This window comes from Pseudomonas sp. 14P_5.3_Bac1 (assembly GCF_025466135.1).
In the GTDB taxonomy this organism is placed as follows: Bacteria; Pseudomonadota; Gammaproteobacteria; order Pseudomonadales; family Pseudomonadaceae; genus Aquipseudomonas.
In genome coordinates this window covers 1-17,321 of record NZ_JANLOF010000091.1, presented here as the reverse complement: position 1 = coordinate 17,321, position 17,321 = coordinate 1, and the positions used below count along the sequence as shown (strand labels likewise).

Here is a 17,321-nt window from a genome sequence, read left to right as displayed (position 1 = left end):
ATGCAATGGACAACTGCCTGCCCAGACTGGTGGCGGCGCCTATCTGTCGGCGAATCAATAATCCCACCACCACTTTTTCCAGCCGAGGCTGAAGAAGGGCTGGAAGTCTTCCGCTCGCTGAAAATCGTAGACGCACCAGGTTGCCCAACAATTGAATCAGCGTGCGCGCCCTGGGTGATCGACTTTGCCGGGGCGATTTTTGGCAGCTACAACAGCGAGACAGGCCACCGCCTGATTAGCGAGTACTTCCTCTGCATCCCGAAAAAGAATTCAAAGTCCACGATCGCCGCCGCAATCATGCTGACTGCGCTGATACGCAATTGGCGGCTCGAAGCCGAATTCATCATCTTGGCGCCCACCAAGGAAATTGCCGACAACGCCTTCAAGCCTTGCGCGGCAATGGTCAAGCACGATGAAGAGCTGAGCGCACTGCTCCATGTGCAGCCTCACCTGAAGCTAATCACGCACCGGGAGACAGGCGCCACGCTGAAGGTGGTGGCGGCTGACAGTGACGTGGTTGGCGGCAAAAAGGCTGTCGGGGTGCTGATCGATGAGGCCTGGCTGTTCGGCAAAAACGTCAAGGCACCGGACATGATCCGCGAGGCCACTGGCGGCCTTTTGTCCAGGCCTGAGGGCTTCATTATTTGGCTGACGACTCAGTCAAACGAGCCGCCGGCGGGCATCTTCAGATCGAAACTGAGCTATGCCCGCGGTGTGCGCGAGGGTCGGATCGAAGATCCGCGATTCCTGCCAGTGATCTACGAGTTCCCGCCCGAGATGATCGAGAGCGGGGAGGCCCGCCGGCCTGAGAACTTCCACCTGGTGAACCCGAATATGGGGTACTCGGTGGACAGGCCCACCCTCGAGCGCCTGTTTATGCAGGCCGAGATGGATGGCGAAGCTGAGGTGCGTGGCTTCCTTGCCAAATTCCTCAACATCGAGATCGGTCTGGCGCTTATGTCAGACAGCTGGGTCGGTGCTGACTTCTGGGAGCCTCAGGCCGAAGCCGGTCTGACGCTCGAATCGCTCATTGAGCGTTGTGAGGTGATCGTTGTTGGTGTTGACGGAGGCGGCCTTGATGACCTGTTGGGTCTCGCAGTCATGGGCCGAGTCCGCGACTCACGCACCTGGCTGCACTGGGCTCACGCATACGCTCACCCATCTGTGCTTACACGACGGAAGACCGAAGCGCCACGCCTCATGGATCTCGCGGCTGTTGGTGATCTGACTCTGGTGAAAAAGATCGGTGATGACGTTGAGCACCTCGCCGCAACGGTTGCCCGAATCAATCAAGCCGGGTTGCTGGACAAGGTTGGCCTTGACCCCGCTGGGATCGGCGCGGTGCTTGATGCGCTGGCTGACGCTGGCGTCGAGGAGGACAAAATTATCGGCATATCCCAAGGCTGGAAGCTCACTGGGGCAATTAAAACCACTGAGCGCAAGCTTGCCGAGGGCGCGTTTTTGCACTGCGGACAGCCGCTAATGGCCTGGGCGTGCGGTAACGCGAAAGGCGTGCCTTCGGCAAATGCATTCCTCATCACTAAGCAGGCGTCGGGCACCGCGAAAATTGACCCGCTCATGGCCACGTTCAACGCCGTATCGCTGCTTTCCCTCAATCCCGAGGCGCTCGGCGGCATGGACGACTACCTCAATAACGGATTTTTCGGACTAGTAGGCTGACCATGGAATTTCGCTGGTACAACCCCCGCACCTGGGGCTTTTTCGGCTACACCGACCCGACTACTGGTGACTATGTCGAGGTAGACATGGAAATCGGCGGAAAGCGTACGAAATCCGGGGTCACCGTCACTACCAAGACCGCGCTGTCGATCAGCATGGTCTGGTCTTGCGTGAAGATCCTTTCGGAATCGTTGAGCGGCCTGCCTCTCAAGTTGTTTGAGGACGCAGCGAAGGGTCGCAAGCAGGTTTCCGGCGATGATCGATTGCTCAAACTTCTGCGAAAGCCGAATCCATACATGACGATGCTGAACTTCCTCAAATTCGTCGTGGTGAATATGGCGCTGCGCGGAAACGCGTTCGCACTGATCGAGCGAAACCGAAACGGTGACGCCATCGGCTTTGTTCCCTTGGACTGCAACACCGTCACCATCGACACCGATGACGAGCTGATTTACTGGGTCACGCCAAAAGACGGAGATCGTTTTCCGGTTTCCCCTGAATTCATGTTGCATTTCAAGCTTTTCAGCCTCGACGGGGTCGTGGGCTTATCGCCCATTGAATACCAGGCAGAAACCATGGGTTTGGCGAAGGCTGGGCAGCAGTGGTCATCGCGGTTTATGCGCAAGGGCGGGTTCACAGGCGGATATGTCATCTACGAGAACTTCCTGACAAAGGCCCAGCAGGCCCAGGTTATGGAAAAGTTTCCCGATGTGCGCAAAGGAGACGTGGATGACATTGGCAAGATGGCCATCCTGCAAGGTAACCCGAAAATCGTTCCCGCCGGGCTGAGCCAGCGCGATGCGCAGTTCATTGAGTCTCAGCAGTTTCAGGAAGAGGCTCTGGCCGGCATATACGGCGTTCCCCTTTGGCTGGCAAACCGCGCCGGCAAAACTTCCATCATGGGTTCCAACCTGGAGCAGCAGCTCACCGGGTTTATCACCTTTGGACTGAAGCCCTATATCGACGCCGTTGAAGATGAATTCAACGACAAGGTCTACCGCAAGCTTTCCAGATTCGTCGAATTTACGGTGGAGGGGCTTTTACGTGCTGATAGCGCCGGCCGCTCCACCTACTACGGCAGCGCCCTGGGCGGTTCCGGCGGCTCTGGCTGGATGACCATCAACGAAGTGCGCGAGAAAGAGAATTTGCCACCCCTGGACGGCGATGAATACAACCGGGTGACCCGGTGGGAGATGCAGACCAATGTCAAAACTTGAAGTCCCGTTTGAACTCAAGGCGGTGGACGACGCTGGCAATTTTGAAGGCTACGCCGCGGTTTTCAACAACGTTGACCTTGGCGATGACGTCATCCTGCCCGGTGCTTTTACTCGGGTAAAGGCCACCCGCGGAGGCAAGTTGAAGCTTGCGCTCTACCACGACCTGACGCGGTTGGTCGGCGCCGCTGACTACACGCAGGATGATCACGGGCTGCTGCTCAAAGGCAAGGTCAATCTCGCGGTCAGTTATGCGCGCGACGCTTATGAACTGATGAAGGCCGAAATTCTCGACAGCATGTCGATCGGCTTCAACACCATCAAGGAAAGCTTCGAGGAACGCGGCGGGCGCCGTGTTCGGATCATCAAGGAAGCCGAGCTCTGGGAAGCCTCCTTCGTGCCTTTCGGGATGAATCCCGCGGCGCAGATCCTCACTGTGAAATCAGACATTCGACTTTTCGAGAACGCCTTGCGTGAGCGCATTGGGCTTTCTCAAAAGGAGGCGGCAGCAGTCGCTTCGCTCGGCTATTCCGCGCTACGCCGTGACGGCGGCAGCGAGGCCACGGTGATCGTGGATGAGCTGAAACAAATTTCCACGCTGTTCACCCACCATTTCGGAGTATCGCCATGAGCGAAGTAAAAGAACTGAAAGATTCCCTGGAGCTGCAACTGAAGACTGGCTTCAGTGGTTTACAAGCTAAATACGACGCGGCCATCGCCGAGGTTGAAAAGGGCAACAAGGTCACGACCGACCTGAAGAGCCAGATCGATAACCAGAAGGGCGAACTGCAGCGGGTAATTGACCAAGTCCAAGACTTGGAGCAGAAGGGCGTCAAGCTGCGCGGCCAGCCAGGCGAGGGCAAGTCCTTTATTGATCTTGTTGGCACCCATGATAACTACAAGGGCCTGCAGCAAAAAAACGTCAGCATGGCCGAGATCGAAGTCACCAAGTCTGACCTGGCCGGCATGAAGGAAATGAAGGTAGGCAGCGCTGGTCTAGTGGCTCCGATCTACGACCCGGTGATTCAGCCCGGAATTCGTCAGGAACTGCGCATCCGCGACTTGCTCACCACTATCCCAGTGACAGGCCAGAGCTACACCTACTTCCGCGAGAACGTGCATACGCGGGGCGCTGAACCTGTCGCCGAGGGCGGCTTGAAGCCTACCAGCAATGTCACTTTCACTACCGAGACGGATCGGGTGAAGAAGATCGCGGTGTGGATGCCAGCTACCGACGAGGTGCTCTCTGACGTTCCTCAGATGTTCGCCTACATGCAGCAATTGCTGCGTTACGACCTGAAACTCGAAGAAGAAGGCCAGATCCTCAAGGGCGACGGCACAGGTGAGAACCTGAACGGCCTGATGACCCAGGCCACTAGCTACAGCGCTGCTCTTAGCAAGGCCGGTGATACTGCAATTGATCTGGTGCGCCGCGCTATCTACCAGGTGCGCAAACAGTCGCAAATGTCAGCCGATGGCGTGGTGATGACCGAGCTCGACTGGATGAACATCGAACTGCAGAAAGATGGCGAGAACCGTTACCTGTTCGCCAATCTGCAGGGGTTGGTCACTCCGATCCTGTGGGGTCGCCCGGTGATCACTTCGGACAGCATGGACGAAGGCACAGGTGATGTCGGCGGTGAGTTCCTGGTGGCGAACTTCGCGCGCTCAACCACGCTGTTCGACCGCATGTCGTTCCAGTTCAAGATGGGGCTGATCAACGATCAGTTCATCCGGAACGAAATTGCGCTGCTGGTGGAAGAACGTCTGGGGCTTGGCGTTCGCCGGAAGGAAGCCTTGGTCAAGGGCAAGTTCTCAGTCGCCGCTTAACCAACAGCCAGCATAAATGGCCGGCCTTATGCCGGCCTTTTCATTTTAGGAGCGATCATGAAAGTCAAAACACTCTGGGGGTTCGTTGGTAACGGCCTCCTGCTTGGCGCGGATTCCAACAAGGTGAAAGCGGGCGTTGTTTTTGATGAGGCTGACGACGAATACGCGCATACCTTGGTCGGGAAAGGGCTCGTGGTCGAACTCGATGCCAATGGTAAGCCCCGGGTGACCAATCCCAAGGAAACCAAACCGTCATCCCCAAGCGAGAACAAGACCGCGGCCGATAAAGCAGCGGCTGACAAGGCAGCGGCTGACAAGGCAGCGGCCGATAAAGCAGCGGCTGACAAGGAAGCGGCCGATAAAGCCGCGTCTGAAAAGGGTGCAGCTGATAAATCCGGCAAAGAGGCCAAGTAAATGCTCGAAATGACCACCGTGAAGCTGCATCTGCGAGTCGATGGCGACGAAGAAGACGCGCTGATCGGTGGCTACCTCGAAGCGGCCAAGGCGCATATTGAGCAGCACTGCGACCGCAAGCTGGTGGATGGCGATCCGGTCGATCCGGCTGAGATGGGGCTTACCAGAGACGTTGAACAGGCCCTGTTGTTGCTGGTCGGCCACTGGTATGCGAATCGCGAGGCGGTGGTAATGAGTGGTGCACCCTCGGCCGTCCCTCTGGCAGTCGACAGGCTGCTCTGGTACAGGAAGCGTTTCTGATGCAAGCCGGCAAACTGAAGCATCGGGTACAGATCCAGCGCAAGCTATCAGCGCAGGATCCAAAAACCGGGGAGCAATTGACCGAGAAGTGGGTAGATTTTGTCCGCGTTTGGGCTTCGGTTGAGGATCTGAGTGCTCGCGATTTTATTGCGGCCCAGGCAGTTCAATCTGAGGCCAAGAGCCGCGTAGTGATCCGATACCGCGCCGGCATAACAGCTGAGATGCGGGTCGTGCTGGATAGCGGTGCGGTTTGCGCAATTGTTGGCCCGCCGCTGATGGACCCGAACTCGCGTAAGGAATATCTCACGCTGCTGGTTTCCTCGGGGGTGAATGATGGCTGATTGGGTCTCGTACAACCTCACCGGCGCCGATGCTTTGTCAGCCAGGTTCAAGGGGCTGACGGAGGAGATGCGCCGCAAGGTGGTCACCCCGGCGGCCAAGGACGCAATGGACATCGTGCTGATCGACGCGAAGGACCGCGCATCGCGCATCGATGATCCGGAGACTGCCAACTTCATCCCGGCCAACCTGGCCATGGTTGAGCGCAAAGCGCTTGGGCAGGAGCTCGGCGCCGTGGTGATCTCGGTGGGCGTGCGAATGCGCAAACGCGGCCAGAAGGGCGGCAATACGTTCTACTGGTGGTGGGTCGAGCTCGGAACTGAAAAGAATCGAGCAAAACCGTTCCTGCGCCCGGCGCTGGCCAACAACCGAGAGCAGTTGTTCCAGGAGTTTCTTAGTTCGGCCAAGTACCAACTGATCAAGCTTGGGGTGAATTGATGACCGCGCCCATTTTTAAGGTGTGCGCCGCAAGTCCTGCGGTAACCGCGTTGCTCGGCGCCGGGCCGACACGACTCTATCCACACGGCGAGGCGCCAGAGGGCACAGCCAAGCCCTATGTGGTCTGGCAGGTCGTCAGCGGCTCGCCGCTCAACTACATCAACTGTGTGCCAAGCACAGACAGATATGGCCTTCAGGTCGACGTGTACGCCGACACCGCGTCGTCGGCTGACGACGTGGTCGTTGCCCTGCGTCGCGTAATTGCCCAGCAGGCATACATCACTGGTTTCGGTATCGACACCAGGGACAAGGACACCCACAGCTATCGCAAAGGTTTCGACGTTGCCTGGCTGGTGAGTTTGTAGCCGGAAAACAGAAAAGAACGACCCGCTTCGGCGGGTTTTTTTATGCCCGCCCAACAGTGATTTTCCAGGAAAATCAGGGAGTACAAATTGACCATTAAAACCCAAGGCACGGACCTCTATGCCATTGACCCGCTCACCAAAGCTCTTTTGGTGGTCGGCTGCTTCACCTCTCTGGACGGGATCGACACCAGCATTGCGCAGATCGAAACGACCTGCATGAACTCCAGTGCCAGGGAATACGAAGCCGGCCTCGCCGAGCCAGGTTCCGCGTCGTTCGGTTTGAACATTGACCCGCAAGAGCCCGCGCACGTACGACTGCACCAACTCAAAACCGCCGGCACCAAACTGCTTTGGGCAATTGGCTGGTCTGACGGCCGCATTGTGAACGCCCAGGGCGATCTGGAAGGCATTCCGCCAACCGTCAGCCAGGAAGGTTCGCTCTCGGCTATCAGCCTCACCAGCGGCGGCACTGGCTACACCTCGGCACCGTCTGTTGCGCTGACCGGTGGTGGCGGTACTGGCGCAACTGCTACGGCAACTGTTTCGGGTGGCTCGGTGACAGGTTTCATCATCACTAACGCGGGCTCCGGCTACACCTCTGCTCCGTCCATCGCTCTAACCGGTGGTGGCGGTGGTACTGGTGCTACCGCAACTGCCGTCGTCGGCTCTGATTTCGATTTCAACCTGCCGAAAACTCGCACCTGGATCACCTTCGAGGGCTACATGAACAGCTTCCCGTTCAGCTTCGCGCTGAATGACGTTGTGAAGTCCACCGTCGGCATTCAGGTTTCTGGCGACCCGGTCTTCGTTCCCAAAGTCATTACGCCATAAGGACCAAACATGGACCTCAGTATCCAGTCGTTACAAGCCGCCGGCGCATTCTCCCCGCCACCGGTCAAGAAGGACATTGTCTGGCACGCGGGTGGTAAGCCTCAGAAAGCCACGATCTACGTCCGCCAAGAGTCTTTTGTCGAGCTCACCGAGCGCTGGAAGGAGCAGGAAAAGGGCGCTGACTTCCTGGCGACACGAATCGCGGCGAACATCCTCAAGAAAGACGGTACCCCGGTTTTCACCGTTGAGGATGTGGTTGGTTCTGAGGCCTCCGGCCACGGCCCTCTGTCCGCCGAGCTCACGATTGTCCTTCTCAACGCTATTTCTGAGGCGAACGGTGCAGGCCAGGCCGACAAGCCAAAAAAATAGGGCCCGCCGAAGAGTTCTGGCATGAGCTGGTGCTCAATGGCATCGGCGGGCGAACCATCGCCGAAGCGAAGGCCAGCCTCACCTACAACGAGGCGCTTTCGTGGATGGCGTATGTCGAGCAGAACGGAACGCTGAACTGGGGAACAAGGATCGAGCGGGGCATTGCCCTGCTCGCCACCATTCTGAATAACGTGCACGGCGGCAAGGCCAATTTCGACGACTTCCTGCCTAAACGCGGAGACGAAGTTGAAGAGGTGCAGACCTCCGCCCAGGACCTGTTCAGGTTGCTGCAGTCGGTCAAGAGGTGATTTATGGCTGTTGATTCACTTGGCCAGCTGACGGTCGATCTGGTGGCCAATACCGGTGGCTTTGAAAAGGGCATGGATCGGGCCCAGCGGGCGCTCAAATCGGCGACCAAGGAAGCCGCCTATCAAGCTGGACAGCTCGATAAGCTGGTCGGTCAGATTGACCCGGTCATTGGCGCTTATGGGCGCCTCGACAAGATGGAAGAACAGTTGCGCAAACACCGCGCTGCTGGCCGGTTGGATAAAACCGACTTCGACACCTACCTCAGCAAACTGAAGCAACAGAGGGAAGAGGTCGAAAAAGTCGACAAGGTCATGGCCAAGAATGGGCAGACCGCAAAACAATACGCAGCGAATCTGCGCGGCGTGCCCGCTCAGTTCACTGACATTGCTGTGTCGCTGCAAGCCGGTCAGAACCCAATGACGGTGTTCTTGCAGCAGGGCGGTCAACTCAAGGATATGTTCGGCGGCGTTGTGCCGGCGGCGAAGGCCTTGGGCGGCTACGTTCTCGGGCTGGTAAACCCGTTTACCGTGGCAGCTGCTGCGGCCGCTGTGCTGGCTTTGGCATACAAGCAGGGCAGCGACGAAGCCACAGCCTACAACACCTCTCTGGCGATGACGGGCAACACCGTAGGAACCACGGCGGGACAGTTATCGACGCTTGCGCAGCAGATCTCCCTGGCAAACGGGACCATCGGCAAGGCCTCGGCCGTGCTGGCTCAACTGGCCGGGTCTACGCGCATCCCCGTGCAAGCGTTCCAGGGAATTGCCGAGGCTGCAATCAAGTTTGAGTCGGCGACAGGGCAGGCTGCCGACGAGACTGTCAAAAACTTCGAAAAGATCGCCAAGGACCCCGCTGCGGAGATTTTGAAGCTCAACGAGTCGATGAATTTCCTAACGGCAACGACTTATGAGCAGATCAAAGCGCTACAGCAGCAGGGGAAAACTCAAGAAGCCGCCGCCCTGGCGAACGATACGTACGAGCAAGGTCTGAACCGCACATCCGATTCGATCAAGAAGAACCTTGGCTATTTAGAGCTCAGCTGGAACGGCGTAAAAAATGCGGCAAAAGAAGCGTGGGATGCCGCGCTCAATGTGGGTCGCACGGACACGCTGGATCAACAGATCGCTGCTTTGGATAAGCAACTGAATGCGATCGCCAACGCTCGGAAGCTGAACAAGTCGGACGGCTTCAGCAACCTTGTGCCTGATGACAGTTTTCGCGTCGACGCACTGGAGGCCGAAAAAACTCAGAAGCTGGTGTTGAAGGCTGAAGAGGAGCGCCGGGCCGCCGCGCGCGGCTTTCAGCAACAGCAGCAGCAGCTGGCTCTTGCTGACCAGGTTACCTTGGACAAGCTGCGCAAGGAAACGGAGACCAATGCTGATAAGCGCGCCCGCGAGTTGGGTGAATACCGGATGCTTGTTGAGCGTCGGATCATTCAGGCGCGCGCCTCTGGCGACAAATCGCTGCTGATCTCTCCCGATCAGCAGAAGAAAGACATCGCCAACATCAACGACAAGTACAAAGACCCTGCGGTCGCGAAGAAGCCCCAGTATCGCGAAGATGCAGGAATCAAAGCGCTTGACCAAGCGCGACAACAGTACGCCGTTCTCCAGCAGCAAAACGCGCTCATCGGTGATCAGTCGGCGGCAAGCCAAACCCTGGGCACGAACGCCAAAAAGCTGGTCGAATTCGAGCAGCAACTGGCTGACATCAAGGGCAAGAAAACACTTACCGCCGACCAGAAGTCACTTTTGGCGAGCCAGGAGCTGATCACCGCGCAGCTCAAACGCAACGCCGCGCTCGAAGCTGAAAACACGCTGCGCGAAAAGGGGCTGGAGACTCGCAAAAAGCTCGCGGCGTTCGATGAGAACCTGAAAAGCCAGCTCGCCAGCGCCCAGCAGGGGCTGGATAACAACCTGGCGGGTATTGGGCTTGGCGACGAGCAGCGCAAGCGCCTGCAGGAGCAGCTGACCATTCAGCAGTCCTACCAGTCGCAAATGGACAAGCTGACCTCCGATTACAACAAAAGCAACAAGGACCAGTTCAGCACCGAACTGTATGACAAGGAAACCCAGGCCCTCCAATCTGCGCTAGACAAGCGCACCGCGATGCAGACCAAGTATTACGACGATGAGGACAAGGCCCGGGGTGATTGGTCGCTAGGCGCATCAGCCGCGTTCCAAAACTATAACGACCAGGCAAAGGACGTTGCCGGCCAGGCTAAATCCGCGTTCACGTCGCTGTACGACGGGCTGACGGATGCGGCAGTAGATTGGGCTTTCGGCGCCGATCAGAGCTTCGGTGATGTGGCGAAGAGCTTTGCGAAGATGATCGCCAAGATGGCGCTGCAGTCGGCAGCCTCGAACGTGTTCAGCAGCATCGCTGGTAGCGGACTTGGCGCTGCGATCGGTAGCGCGTTCGCTGGAGGCTCCGCCCCGGCTTCGCTGGGCAGCACTGCGGCCGGCTACACCTCCCAGTACTTCGACGAGGGGGGGTGGACGGGGCCTGGCGGCAAAATGGAGCCCAAAGGTATTGTCCACGGCGACGAAGTGGTGATCCGCAAGGAGGTAGTGAATCAACCGGGCATGAAGGACTACCTCGTCAACCTGAACAAACGCGGATATGCAGACGGCGGCTACGTGGGCTTGTCTGGCGGATCTTCCGCGCCAAAGGCATCCGCTGGCGGCGTGACGATCAACCAATCGTTCCAAGTGCCCGCAGCCCAGGGAGGTGCCACTGATCAGGACACCCAGGCGCTTGGACAGGCATATGCCGACGTCGCGCAGCGGGGCGCCCAGCAGGAAATCGCAAGACAAACCCAACCCGGCGGACAGATTTGGAGGCTCGTTAATGGCCGTTGAAACTTTCACCTGGTGCCCGATGGGCTCGCCCACCAGTGCTCCTGAATACCGCAACCGAACGTCAAAGTTTGGGAGCGGTTACGAACAGGTGGTTGGCGACGGCCCGAATAATCGGGTCGACAACTGGCCGCTGACTTTCGTTGTGAAAGAGGCGGTGGCCTTGGAGATCAAGGGCTTTCTCGACCGGCACGCCGGGCACAAGTCCTTCTTCTGGACGCCGCCGTTGGGTGAGCTTTCGTTCTTTCGCGCTACGGCCCCGTCTATCACCCCGAACGGGGCCGGGATGTTCACCCTGACCACCACTTTCACCCAATCTTTTCTTCCATAAGGGGCAACCATGCCGCTGATCAGTGACATCCAGGCCCTTGAGCCTGGCAGCGAAGTGCTGCTCTTTGAATTGGACGGCACTGACTTTGGCGCAGACGTTTTGCGCTTTCACGGACATTCCATCCCGCACACGCCAGCGGAGCTGATTGCCGCCGGCGCGCAGGCGGACCAACTGCCGGCGAAACCCATCTATTGGCAGGGCGAGGAGTACGGCGCCTGGCCGATGCAGATCGACGGCATTGAAGCAAACGGCGATGGGACGGCGGTTCGACCTTCGCTGGCTGTCGGCAATGTGAACGGGCGCATCACTGCGCTTTGCCTGGCGTTCCAGGATCTAGCCGATTTCAAGCTGACCATGCGCCACACGCTTGGCAGCTACCTTGATGCTGAAAACTTCCCAGGCGGCAATCCAACCGCCGACCCAACCCAGGAGACCATCGAGATCTGGTACATCGACCAGAAAACGAATGAGGACGGGGAATCGGTTAGTTGGGAGCTGGCCAGCCCCGGCGACGTCGGCGGCGAATCAATCGGCCGGCAGGCCACGACGCTCTGCCACTGGTGCCTCACCGGCGGCTATCGCGGTCCGAACTGTGGATATACGGGCCCTTACCGTGACGAGGACGGCAACCTCACGGATAACCCTGAGCTCGACCAGTGTGATGCCACGCTGGGCCGCGGCTGCATTCCTCGGTTCGGTGAGGGCAACCCCTACCCATTTGGCGGTTTCCCCGCCGTGTCCTTGATTGCCAGGAGCTAATAATGCGCAAACACGTTTTGAACGCGATCCGGGCGCACGCGGCAGCGGAGTACCCGAAAGAGTGCTGCGGGCTACTGCTGGCGGTGGGCCGGGCACAGGAGTATTTCCCATGCCGCAACACTGCCACCGACCCGAGCGAAGAGTTCCGCATCGATCCGGAGGAATACGCCGCTGCTGAAGACGTTGGCGAAGTGATCGGCATCGTTCATTCGCACCCCGATGCCACCAGTCGCCCTTCGCCGCGTGACTTGGCAATGTGCGGGGCCACGGCGCTACCCTGGCACATCCTCAGCTGGCCCGAGGGCGACATGCGCACCGTCATGCCCTCGGGCGCCGTGCCGCTGCTCAAGCGACCCTTCGTGCACGGTGCCTGGGACTGCTGGCAGGTGTGCGCCGATTGGTACAAGCGCGAGTGGGGTATTGAATTTGAGTCCTTCCAGCGCGCCGACGGCTGGTGGGAGAGTGCAGGCAACGTCAGCTTGTACGAGGCGAATTACGAGGCCGCCGGCTTCGTGCGCGTGGACAAACCGCAGCGTGGCGACATGATCGTGATGCAGGTAGGCCGCACGGCCCACCCGAACCACGCCGGCATCTTTCTCGGATCAGATGCAACACTGCCGGACGAGGACGCCGCTACTTTCGGCCCTGGGCCGTTCCTTCTGCACCACCTGTACGGCAGGCCGTCGGAGCTGATCGTTTTTGGTGGCCCCTGGCTAGAGCGCACGCGCCTGGTGCTGCGCCACCGGGATGCTCGGTGATAAGGTAATTGCCTTTCCACAGGAGTGAACCGTATGAAGTTGATTTTAGGAGTGCTGGCGGTATCGCTGTTGGCGGGTTGTGCGACATCTCCGGTCCCATCGGGGCAGGCAGACCCCGTGCCGAGCTCGCGCTTATTCGGATATCAGAAGCAGGGCAGCGCAGACGCCGTGTTGATCGTTACTCGCGATAAAGGCTTCGTCGGTAGCGGTTGCAACACGACTATCAGCATCGACGGGAAAAAATCCGCAGAAATTGGAACTGGTGAAACAGCGCGGTTCTTTGTTCCATCCGGTGAACACATAATCAGTGCGGCATCGTGCGGTAGCGGCTTGAAAGAACGTGAAGCGAATCTAAAGGCGGGAGCCACAAAGAAATTCAGAATTTCCATAGACTCATCAATGAGCATGGATTTATCACCCACAATGCAATGAGCAAGCCGCCTCCGGGCGGTTTTTTTTCGATTGGAGAAAAGCATGGCAACCAGTGCGGTCAATTATGAGCCTGTCACCGTAATCAAGCTTACGGGCGCTCTTGCCAGAAAGTTCGGACCGGTTCACCGAAGGGCGCTGGATAGCGGTAGGTCTTGGGAAGTTTTTAAGGCACTGAACTGTACGTTGGATGGTTTTGAGGCTGAGATTAAGCGCCTTGACGGTCTTGGTATGCGGTTTGCCATATACAGAAACGGTAAAAACATTGGTGTTAAAGACCTTGAAATCGGCGGCACCCGTGAGTTGAAAATCGTTCCGGTCATCCATGGCAGCAAGCGCGCCGGGCTGCTACAGACGGTTATCGGGGCCGTTCTCGTAGTTGCCGGCTCATATTTCGGTCAGACCTGGGCTGTTCAACTTGGCGTTGGCTTGGCTGCTGGTGGCGTCATTCAGATGCTCAGCCCCCAGGCCTCAGGCCTCAAGCAAAGTGCAGCACCGGAAAATGCTCCCTCCTATGCTTTCGGCGGCGCCAAGAACACCACCGCCAGCGGTAACCCGGTACCGATATGCATCGGCGAGCGCGACTGGGGCGGCATGATCATCTCTGCATCGATCACCGCCGAAGACAAAACGTAGTCGGACCTGCAACAACACCACCGCCCGAGAGGCGGTTTTTTTACGCTTGGAGAAAAAGCATGGGCGCAGCAGGAAACCTCGAGATCCACGGCGAAAAAGGCGGCAGCGCCAAGCCAAAGTCGCCAGTTGAAGCCAGCGATAGCCTGCGCTCTACCAACCTGGCAAAAATCTTGATTGCCGTCGGGGAGGGTGAGTTCGACCAGGCCCCTACCGACTACACGGTGAAGCTGGACGGCACGCCAATCAGGGATGCCAGCGGCAACTACAACTTTCCGAATGTGAAGTGGGACTGGCGTCCAGGCTCCGTGGACCAGACCTATATCCCGGGCATTCCTTCGGTCGACAACGAGACGTCGCTGAACATCGAATTGCGCAGTGATGCCGCGTGGGTGCGATCGATCTTCAACACGCAGCTATCCGCGGTGCGCATTCGCCTGGCCTGGCCGGCTTTGCAGCGCGCTGACGATCAGGGCAACGTCGGTGGATACCGCATTCAGTACGCCATCGACATCGCCACCGACGGGGGCGCATATCAGCAGGTGCTGGTGGACGCGGTGGACGGAAAGACCACCACTCGATACGAGCGCTCGCGGCGCATCGATCTGCCCACGGCAATCACGGGCTGGCAGATCCGGGTGCGTCGGCTGACCCCAAACCAGAACAGCAACAAAATCGCCGACACCATGCTGATCGCCGGCTACACCGAGGTGATCGACGCTAAGCTTCGGTACCCGAACACAGCGCTGCTGTACATCGAGTTCGATGCCGAGCAATTCACCAACATCCCCGTCGTCACAACGAAGTGCAAGGCACGTCGATGGATGGTGCCCAGCAATTACGACCCTGTGTCACGCACTTACAGCGGCACTTGGGACGGCACCATGAAGTCGGCCTGGACGAACAACCCTGCCTGGATCACCTACGGGATTTGCACAGAGGACCGCTTCGGCTTGGGCAAGCGCATCAAGTCGTTCATGGTCGATAAGTGGGAGCTGTATCGGATTGCGCAGTATTGCGATCAGTCTGTGCCAGACGGCATTGGCGGTACTGAGCCACGCTTTCTGTGTGACATGAACCTTCAGGGCAAAGCGGACGCGTGGTCGCTGCTGCGCGATATTTCCGCTATCTACCGCGGAATGACTTACTGGGCCCAGGGCCAGTTGGTGATGCAGGCCGATATGCCGCGCGCGCAGGACTTCGACTACGTCTTCACCCGAGCCAACGTGGTCGACGGCAAATTCTCGTATGGTAGTGCCTCGGCCAAGACCCGTTACACCCGAGCGCTAGTCAGCTACGACAACCCAGCGAACAACTACGAAACCGACGTCATCCCGTTTTCGGAACCGGATCTACAGCGCCGTTATGGTGACCGGCCGACCGAACTTAGCGCCATTGGCTGCACCCGCGCATCCGAGGCCCAGCGCCGCGGAAAGTGGGCGATCTTGAGTAACAACCAAGACCGCACTGTATCGTTCAAGACCGGCATGGAGGGTGTGATTCCGCTGCCAGGCCACATCATCCCGGTGGCGGATTCGTTACTGGCGGGGCGAGAGGTTGGCGGACGTATCTCGTCGGCCGCAGGCCGATTGGTGACTCTCGACCGCGACACCCATGCCAAGGTGGGTGACCGACTGATCATCAATCTGCCGGGTGGCCGCGCTGAAGGTCGCACTGTGCAGAGCGTCAATGGCCGTGCTGTGACTGTAACCGTCGCTTACAGCGAGCCACCGATCGCGCAGCTGCAATGGGCACTCGACGCAGATGACCTGGCGATCCCGCTTTACCGCGTGTTGCGCACCAAGCGCACCACAGAGGGCGACTTCGAAATCAGCGCGTTGCAGTTCGAACCGAGCAAGTTCGCGCACATCGACACCGGGGCGCGCCTGGAGGAAAGGCCGATCAGCATCCTCCCAATCACTGTGGTGCCAGCGCCGGCCAGCATCTCTTTGACTTCAACGTCATCTGTGGTCCAGGGGTTGGCGGTGGCCACCATGACTATAAGCTGGCCAGCTGTGGATGGCGCGGTCGGGTACGACGTGGAGTGGCGCAAGGACAGCGGCAACTGGATCAAGGTGCTCCGCACTGGCATGACCAACGTGGACGTGGTCGGAATCTACGCCGGAGCCTACGTTGCTCGAGTTCGTGCGGTGAGCGCGTTCGATATCAGTTCGGTCTGGCGCAATTCGATTTTGACGAACGTCAAAGGCAAAGAGGGTGTGCCGCCGGCGGTGTCGTTCCTGCGCACCACCAGCGAACTGTTCGGGATCAGCATCAAGTGGGGCTTCCCACCCGGTGCAGAAGACACCCAGCGCACCGAGCTGTGGTATGGCCCGGCGAACAACCTGGCGGCGGCTACCAAGCTGGCCGACCTGGCGTACCCGCAGGCCGACTATCGCATGCAGCAGCTGCTGGCGGGGGCTACGTTGTTCTTCTGGGCGCGCCTGGTGGACCGCACCGGCAACATAGGTCCGTTCTACCCGGTGGTGAATGGTGTGATGGGCCAGTCCAGTTCGGACGCCGGGCCGATCCTTGAACAGATCAAGGGCCAGATCAACGAAACGTCGCTTGGGAAGACGCTCAACGACCGTATCAACCTTGTCGACGGCAATGGCCCGGGTTCGGTGAACAACCGCATCAACACGGCCAAGCAGGAGTTGGAAGGCCTGATTGACCAGATCGTCGACGCCCTTGAGTACGTTCCCGCCAAGGCCTACGCCCTAAACGACATTGTGCGAGTGGGGCAGCACCTGTATCAGGCAAACGGCCCGGTACCGGCAAACAACCCGCCGCCGAACGCAACCTACTGGACCGATATCGGCACGGTAACGCAGACGGTAAACGCCCTGGTGACGCAGGTTCAGCAGAACTCGGCGACGATCAATCAGCACGGCCAGGACATCAGCGCCCAGGCGTCGCAGTTGAATGCGGTGAGGACGACGGTAAACGATCCAGTCACCGGCGTGGTCGCCACAGCGTCGGGCCTGAGCACGCTGAAGACCTCGGTAACCACGCTCGACGGCAAGGTCAAAACCACCGCTGAACGCGTAGATGGCATCTACGTACAGGTCAATCCACCGCTGCAGGGCGACGATAGCGCGCTGATGGGGTCGGAGGCTGCCTACATTGGAGTCTGGTCCACTCAGTCAGCATTGATCGAGGGGGATCTTGTCCAGGGGCAGAAAACCGAGGCCGTTGAGGTGAAGGTGGCGGCGACTGCCGCGGCAGTCGCTGCCGAGCAAACCGCAAGGATCAGCGGCGAGGGCGCGCTCGCGTCCAGCATCGAGACGCTGAAGACCTCGGTGGGTGGCAACACCCTGGCTATCCAGACCAACGCCACGGCCATTCAAACCGTCGACGGCAAGGTCACGGCAAATTGGACTGTGCGGTTGCAGTACGAAGCTGCTACCGGCCTCTACAAGTACGCCGGTATCGGGCTTGGGTTGGAGAACGGGCCGGGCGGC

At 58.9% G+C, this 17,321-nt stretch carries 19 protein-coding genes; all 19 read left to right on the top strand.

From position 1 onward, the window contains the following. Positions 1-1,680, top strand: coding sequence for a terminase large subunit (locus NTD89_RS28095; protein ID WP_221294107.1), 1,680 nt, complete (start codon positions 1-3; stop codon positions 1,678-1,680). Between the two features lie 2 nt (positions 1,681-1,682). Further along, positions 1,683-2,897 carry a phage portal protein gene (locus tag NTD89_RS28090; RefSeq protein WP_221294108.1) on the top strand — a complete coding sequence of 405 codons (1,215 nt, stop codon included), beginning with the start codon at positions 1,683-1,685 and terminating at the stop codon, positions 2,895-2,897. Then, positions 2,884-3,525 (top strand): HK97 family phage prohead protease, encoded by a 642-nt coding sequence (locus NTD89_RS28085; RefSeq protein ID WP_221294109.1) that lies wholly within the window; start codon positions 2,884-2,886, stop codon positions 3,523-3,525. Before NTD89_RS28090 ends, NTD89_RS28085 begins: the two co-directional genes overlap by 14 nt. Continuing rightward, complete coding sequence (locus tag NTD89_RS28080) at positions 3,522-4,724, top strand: phage major capsid protein (protein WP_262210750.1); 1,203 nt, start codon at positions 3,522-3,524, stop codon at positions 4,722-4,724. Before NTD89_RS28085 ends, NTD89_RS28080 begins: the two co-directional genes overlap by 4 nt. Before the next feature lie 57 nt (positions 4,725-4,781). Next, on the top strand, positions 4,782-5,138 hold the full coding sequence (locus tag NTD89_RS28075) for a hypothetical protein (RefSeq protein ID WP_262210749.1): 357 nt from the start codon (positions 4,782-4,784) through the stop codon (positions 5,136-5,138). Beyond that, positions 5,139-5,438, top strand: coding sequence for a head-tail connector protein (locus NTD89_RS28070; RefSeq protein WP_221294111.1), 300 nt, complete (start codon positions 5,139-5,141; stop codon positions 5,436-5,438). After that, positions 5,438-5,779 (top strand): phage head closure protein, encoded by a 342-nt coding sequence (locus NTD89_RS28065; protein ID WP_262210748.1) that lies wholly within the window; start codon positions 5,438-5,440, stop codon positions 5,777-5,779. The genes NTD89_RS28070 and NTD89_RS28065 overlap by 1 nt, the downstream gene beginning before the upstream one ends. Then, complete coding sequence (locus NTD89_RS28060) at positions 5,772-6,215, top strand: HK97-gp10 family putative phage morphogenesis protein (RefSeq protein ID WP_221294113.1); 444 nt, start codon at positions 5,772-5,774, stop codon at positions 6,213-6,215. Before NTD89_RS28065 ends, NTD89_RS28060 begins: the two co-directional genes overlap by 8 nt. Next, positions 6,215-6,580 carry a DUF3168 domain-containing protein gene (locus tag NTD89_RS28055; protein WP_221294114.1) on the top strand — a complete coding sequence of 122 codons (366 nt, stop codon included), beginning with the start codon at positions 6,215-6,217 and terminating at the stop codon, positions 6,578-6,580. Before NTD89_RS28060 ends, NTD89_RS28055 begins: the two co-directional genes overlap by 1 nt. An 87-nt stretch (positions 6,581-6,667) precedes the next feature. After that, complete coding sequence (locus NTD89_RS28050) at positions 6,668-7,411, top strand: phage tail tube protein (RefSeq protein WP_262210746.1); 744 nt, start codon at positions 6,668-6,670, stop codon at positions 7,409-7,411. A 9-nt stretch (positions 7,412-7,420) separates the two neighbouring features. After that, the gene (locus NTD89_RS28045; RefSeq protein ID WP_262210744.1) at positions 7,421-7,780 is read left to right on the top strand and encodes a phage tail assembly chaperone family protein, TAC; all 360 of its coding nucleotides are present in this window, start codon (positions 7,421-7,423) and stop codon (positions 7,778-7,780) included. A gap of 29 nt (positions 7,781-7,809) precedes the next feature. Continuing rightward, positions 7,810-8,088, top strand: a complete 279-nt coding sequence (locus NTD89_RS28040) for a hypothetical protein (protein ID WP_262210743.1) — start codon at positions 7,810-7,812, stop codon at positions 8,086-8,088. Positions 8,089-8,091: 3 nt separating this feature from the next. Beyond that, complete coding sequence (locus tag NTD89_RS28035; RefSeq protein ID WP_262210741.1) at positions 8,092-10,950, top strand: phage tail tape measure protein; 2,859 nt, start codon at positions 8,092-8,094, stop codon at positions 10,948-10,950. Next, positions 10,940-11,278, top strand: a complete 339-nt coding sequence (locus NTD89_RS28030; protein WP_221294118.1) for a phage tail protein — start codon at positions 10,940-10,942, stop codon at positions 11,276-11,278. Before NTD89_RS28035 ends, NTD89_RS28030 begins: the two co-directional genes overlap by 11 nt. 9 nt (positions 11,279-11,287) lie before the next feature. Then, positions 11,288-12,037 (top strand): phage minor tail protein L, encoded by a 750-nt coding sequence (locus tag NTD89_RS28025; protein ID WP_262210738.1) that lies wholly within the window; start codon positions 11,288-11,290, stop codon positions 12,035-12,037. 2 nt (positions 12,038-12,039) lie between these two features. Then, positions 12,040-12,795 (top strand): C40 family peptidase, encoded by a 756-nt coding sequence (locus NTD89_RS28020; protein WP_262210736.1) that lies wholly within the window; start codon positions 12,040-12,042, stop codon positions 12,793-12,795. A gap of 33 nt (positions 12,796-12,828) precedes the next feature. Beyond that, positions 12,829-13,227 carry a hypothetical protein gene (locus NTD89_RS28015; protein ID WP_262210734.1) on the top strand — a complete coding sequence of 133 codons (399 nt, stop codon included), beginning with the start codon at positions 12,829-12,831 and terminating at the stop codon, positions 13,225-13,227. Between the two features lie 42 nt (positions 13,228-13,269). Further along, positions 13,270-13,860 carry a tail assembly protein gene (locus NTD89_RS28010; RefSeq protein WP_262210732.1) on the top strand — a complete coding sequence of 197 codons (591 nt, stop codon included), beginning with the start codon at positions 13,270-13,272 and terminating at the stop codon, positions 13,858-13,860. Positions 13,861-13,919: 59 nt separating this feature from the next. Further along, positions 13,920-17,321 (top strand): phage tail protein (locus NTD89_RS28005; protein WP_262210730.1); only part of this gene is annotated, 3,402 nt, incomplete at its 3' end.

Bases quoted from the DNA above. Each gene is read 5' to 3' on its own strand.
- NTD89_RS28055 (WP_221294114.1), top strand. From the start codon at position 6,215: ATGACCGCGCCCATTTTTAAGGTGTGCGCCGCAAGTCCTGCGGTAACC.
- NTD89_RS28020 (WP_262210736.1), top strand. From the start codon at position 12,040: ATGCGCAAACACGTTTTGAACGCGATCCGGGCGCACGCGGCAGCGGAG.
- NTD89_RS28085 (WP_221294109.1), top strand. From the start codon at position 2,884: ATGTCAAAACTTGAAGTCCCGTTTGAACTCAAGGCGGTGGACGACGCT.
- NTD89_RS28035 (WP_262210741.1), top strand. From the start codon at position 8,092: ATGGCTGTTGATTCACTTGGCCAGCTGACGGTCGATCTGGTGGCCAAT.
- NTD89_RS28010 (WP_262210732.1), top strand. From the start codon at position 13,270: ATGGCAACCAGTGCGGTCAATTATGAGCCTGTCACCGTAATCAAGCTT.
- NTD89_RS28080 (WP_262210750.1), top strand. From the start codon at position 3,522: ATGAGCGAAGTAAAAGAACTGAAAGATTCCCTGGAGCTGCAACTGAAG.
- NTD89_RS28060 (WP_221294113.1), top strand. From the start codon at position 5,772: ATGGCTGATTGGGTCTCGTACAACCTCACCGGCGCCGATGCTTTGTCA.
- NTD89_RS28045 (WP_262210744.1), top strand. From the start codon at position 7,421: ATGGACCTCAGTATCCAGTCGTTACAAGCCGCCGGCGCATTCTCCCCG.
- NTD89_RS28095 (WP_221294107.1), top strand. From the start codon at position 1: ATGCAATGGACAACTGCCTGCCCAGACTGGTGGCGGCGCCTATCTGTC.
- NTD89_RS28090 (WP_221294108.1), top strand. From the start codon at position 1,683: ATGGAATTTCGCTGGTACAACCCCCGCACCTGGGGCTTTTTCGGCTAC.
- NTD89_RS28025 (WP_262210738.1), top strand. From the start codon at position 11,288: ATGCCGCTGATCAGTGACATCCAGGCCCTTGAGCCTGGCAGCGAAGTG.
- NTD89_RS28075 (WP_262210749.1), top strand. From the start codon at position 4,782: ATGAAAGTCAAAACACTCTGGGGGTTCGTTGGTAACGGCCTCCTGCTT.
- NTD89_RS28030 (WP_221294118.1), top strand. From the start codon at position 10,940: ATGGCCGTTGAAACTTTCACCTGGTGCCCGATGGGCTCGCCCACCAGT.
- NTD89_RS28015 (WP_262210734.1), top strand. From the start codon at position 12,829: ATGAAGTTGATTTTAGGAGTGCTGGCGGTATCGCTGTTGGCGGGTTGT.
- NTD89_RS28070 (WP_221294111.1), top strand. From the start codon at position 5,139: ATGCTCGAAATGACCACCGTGAAGCTGCATCTGCGAGTCGATGGCGAC.
- NTD89_RS28065 (WP_262210748.1), top strand. From the start codon at position 5,438: ATGCAAGCCGGCAAACTGAAGCATCGGGTACAGATCCAGCGCAAGCTA.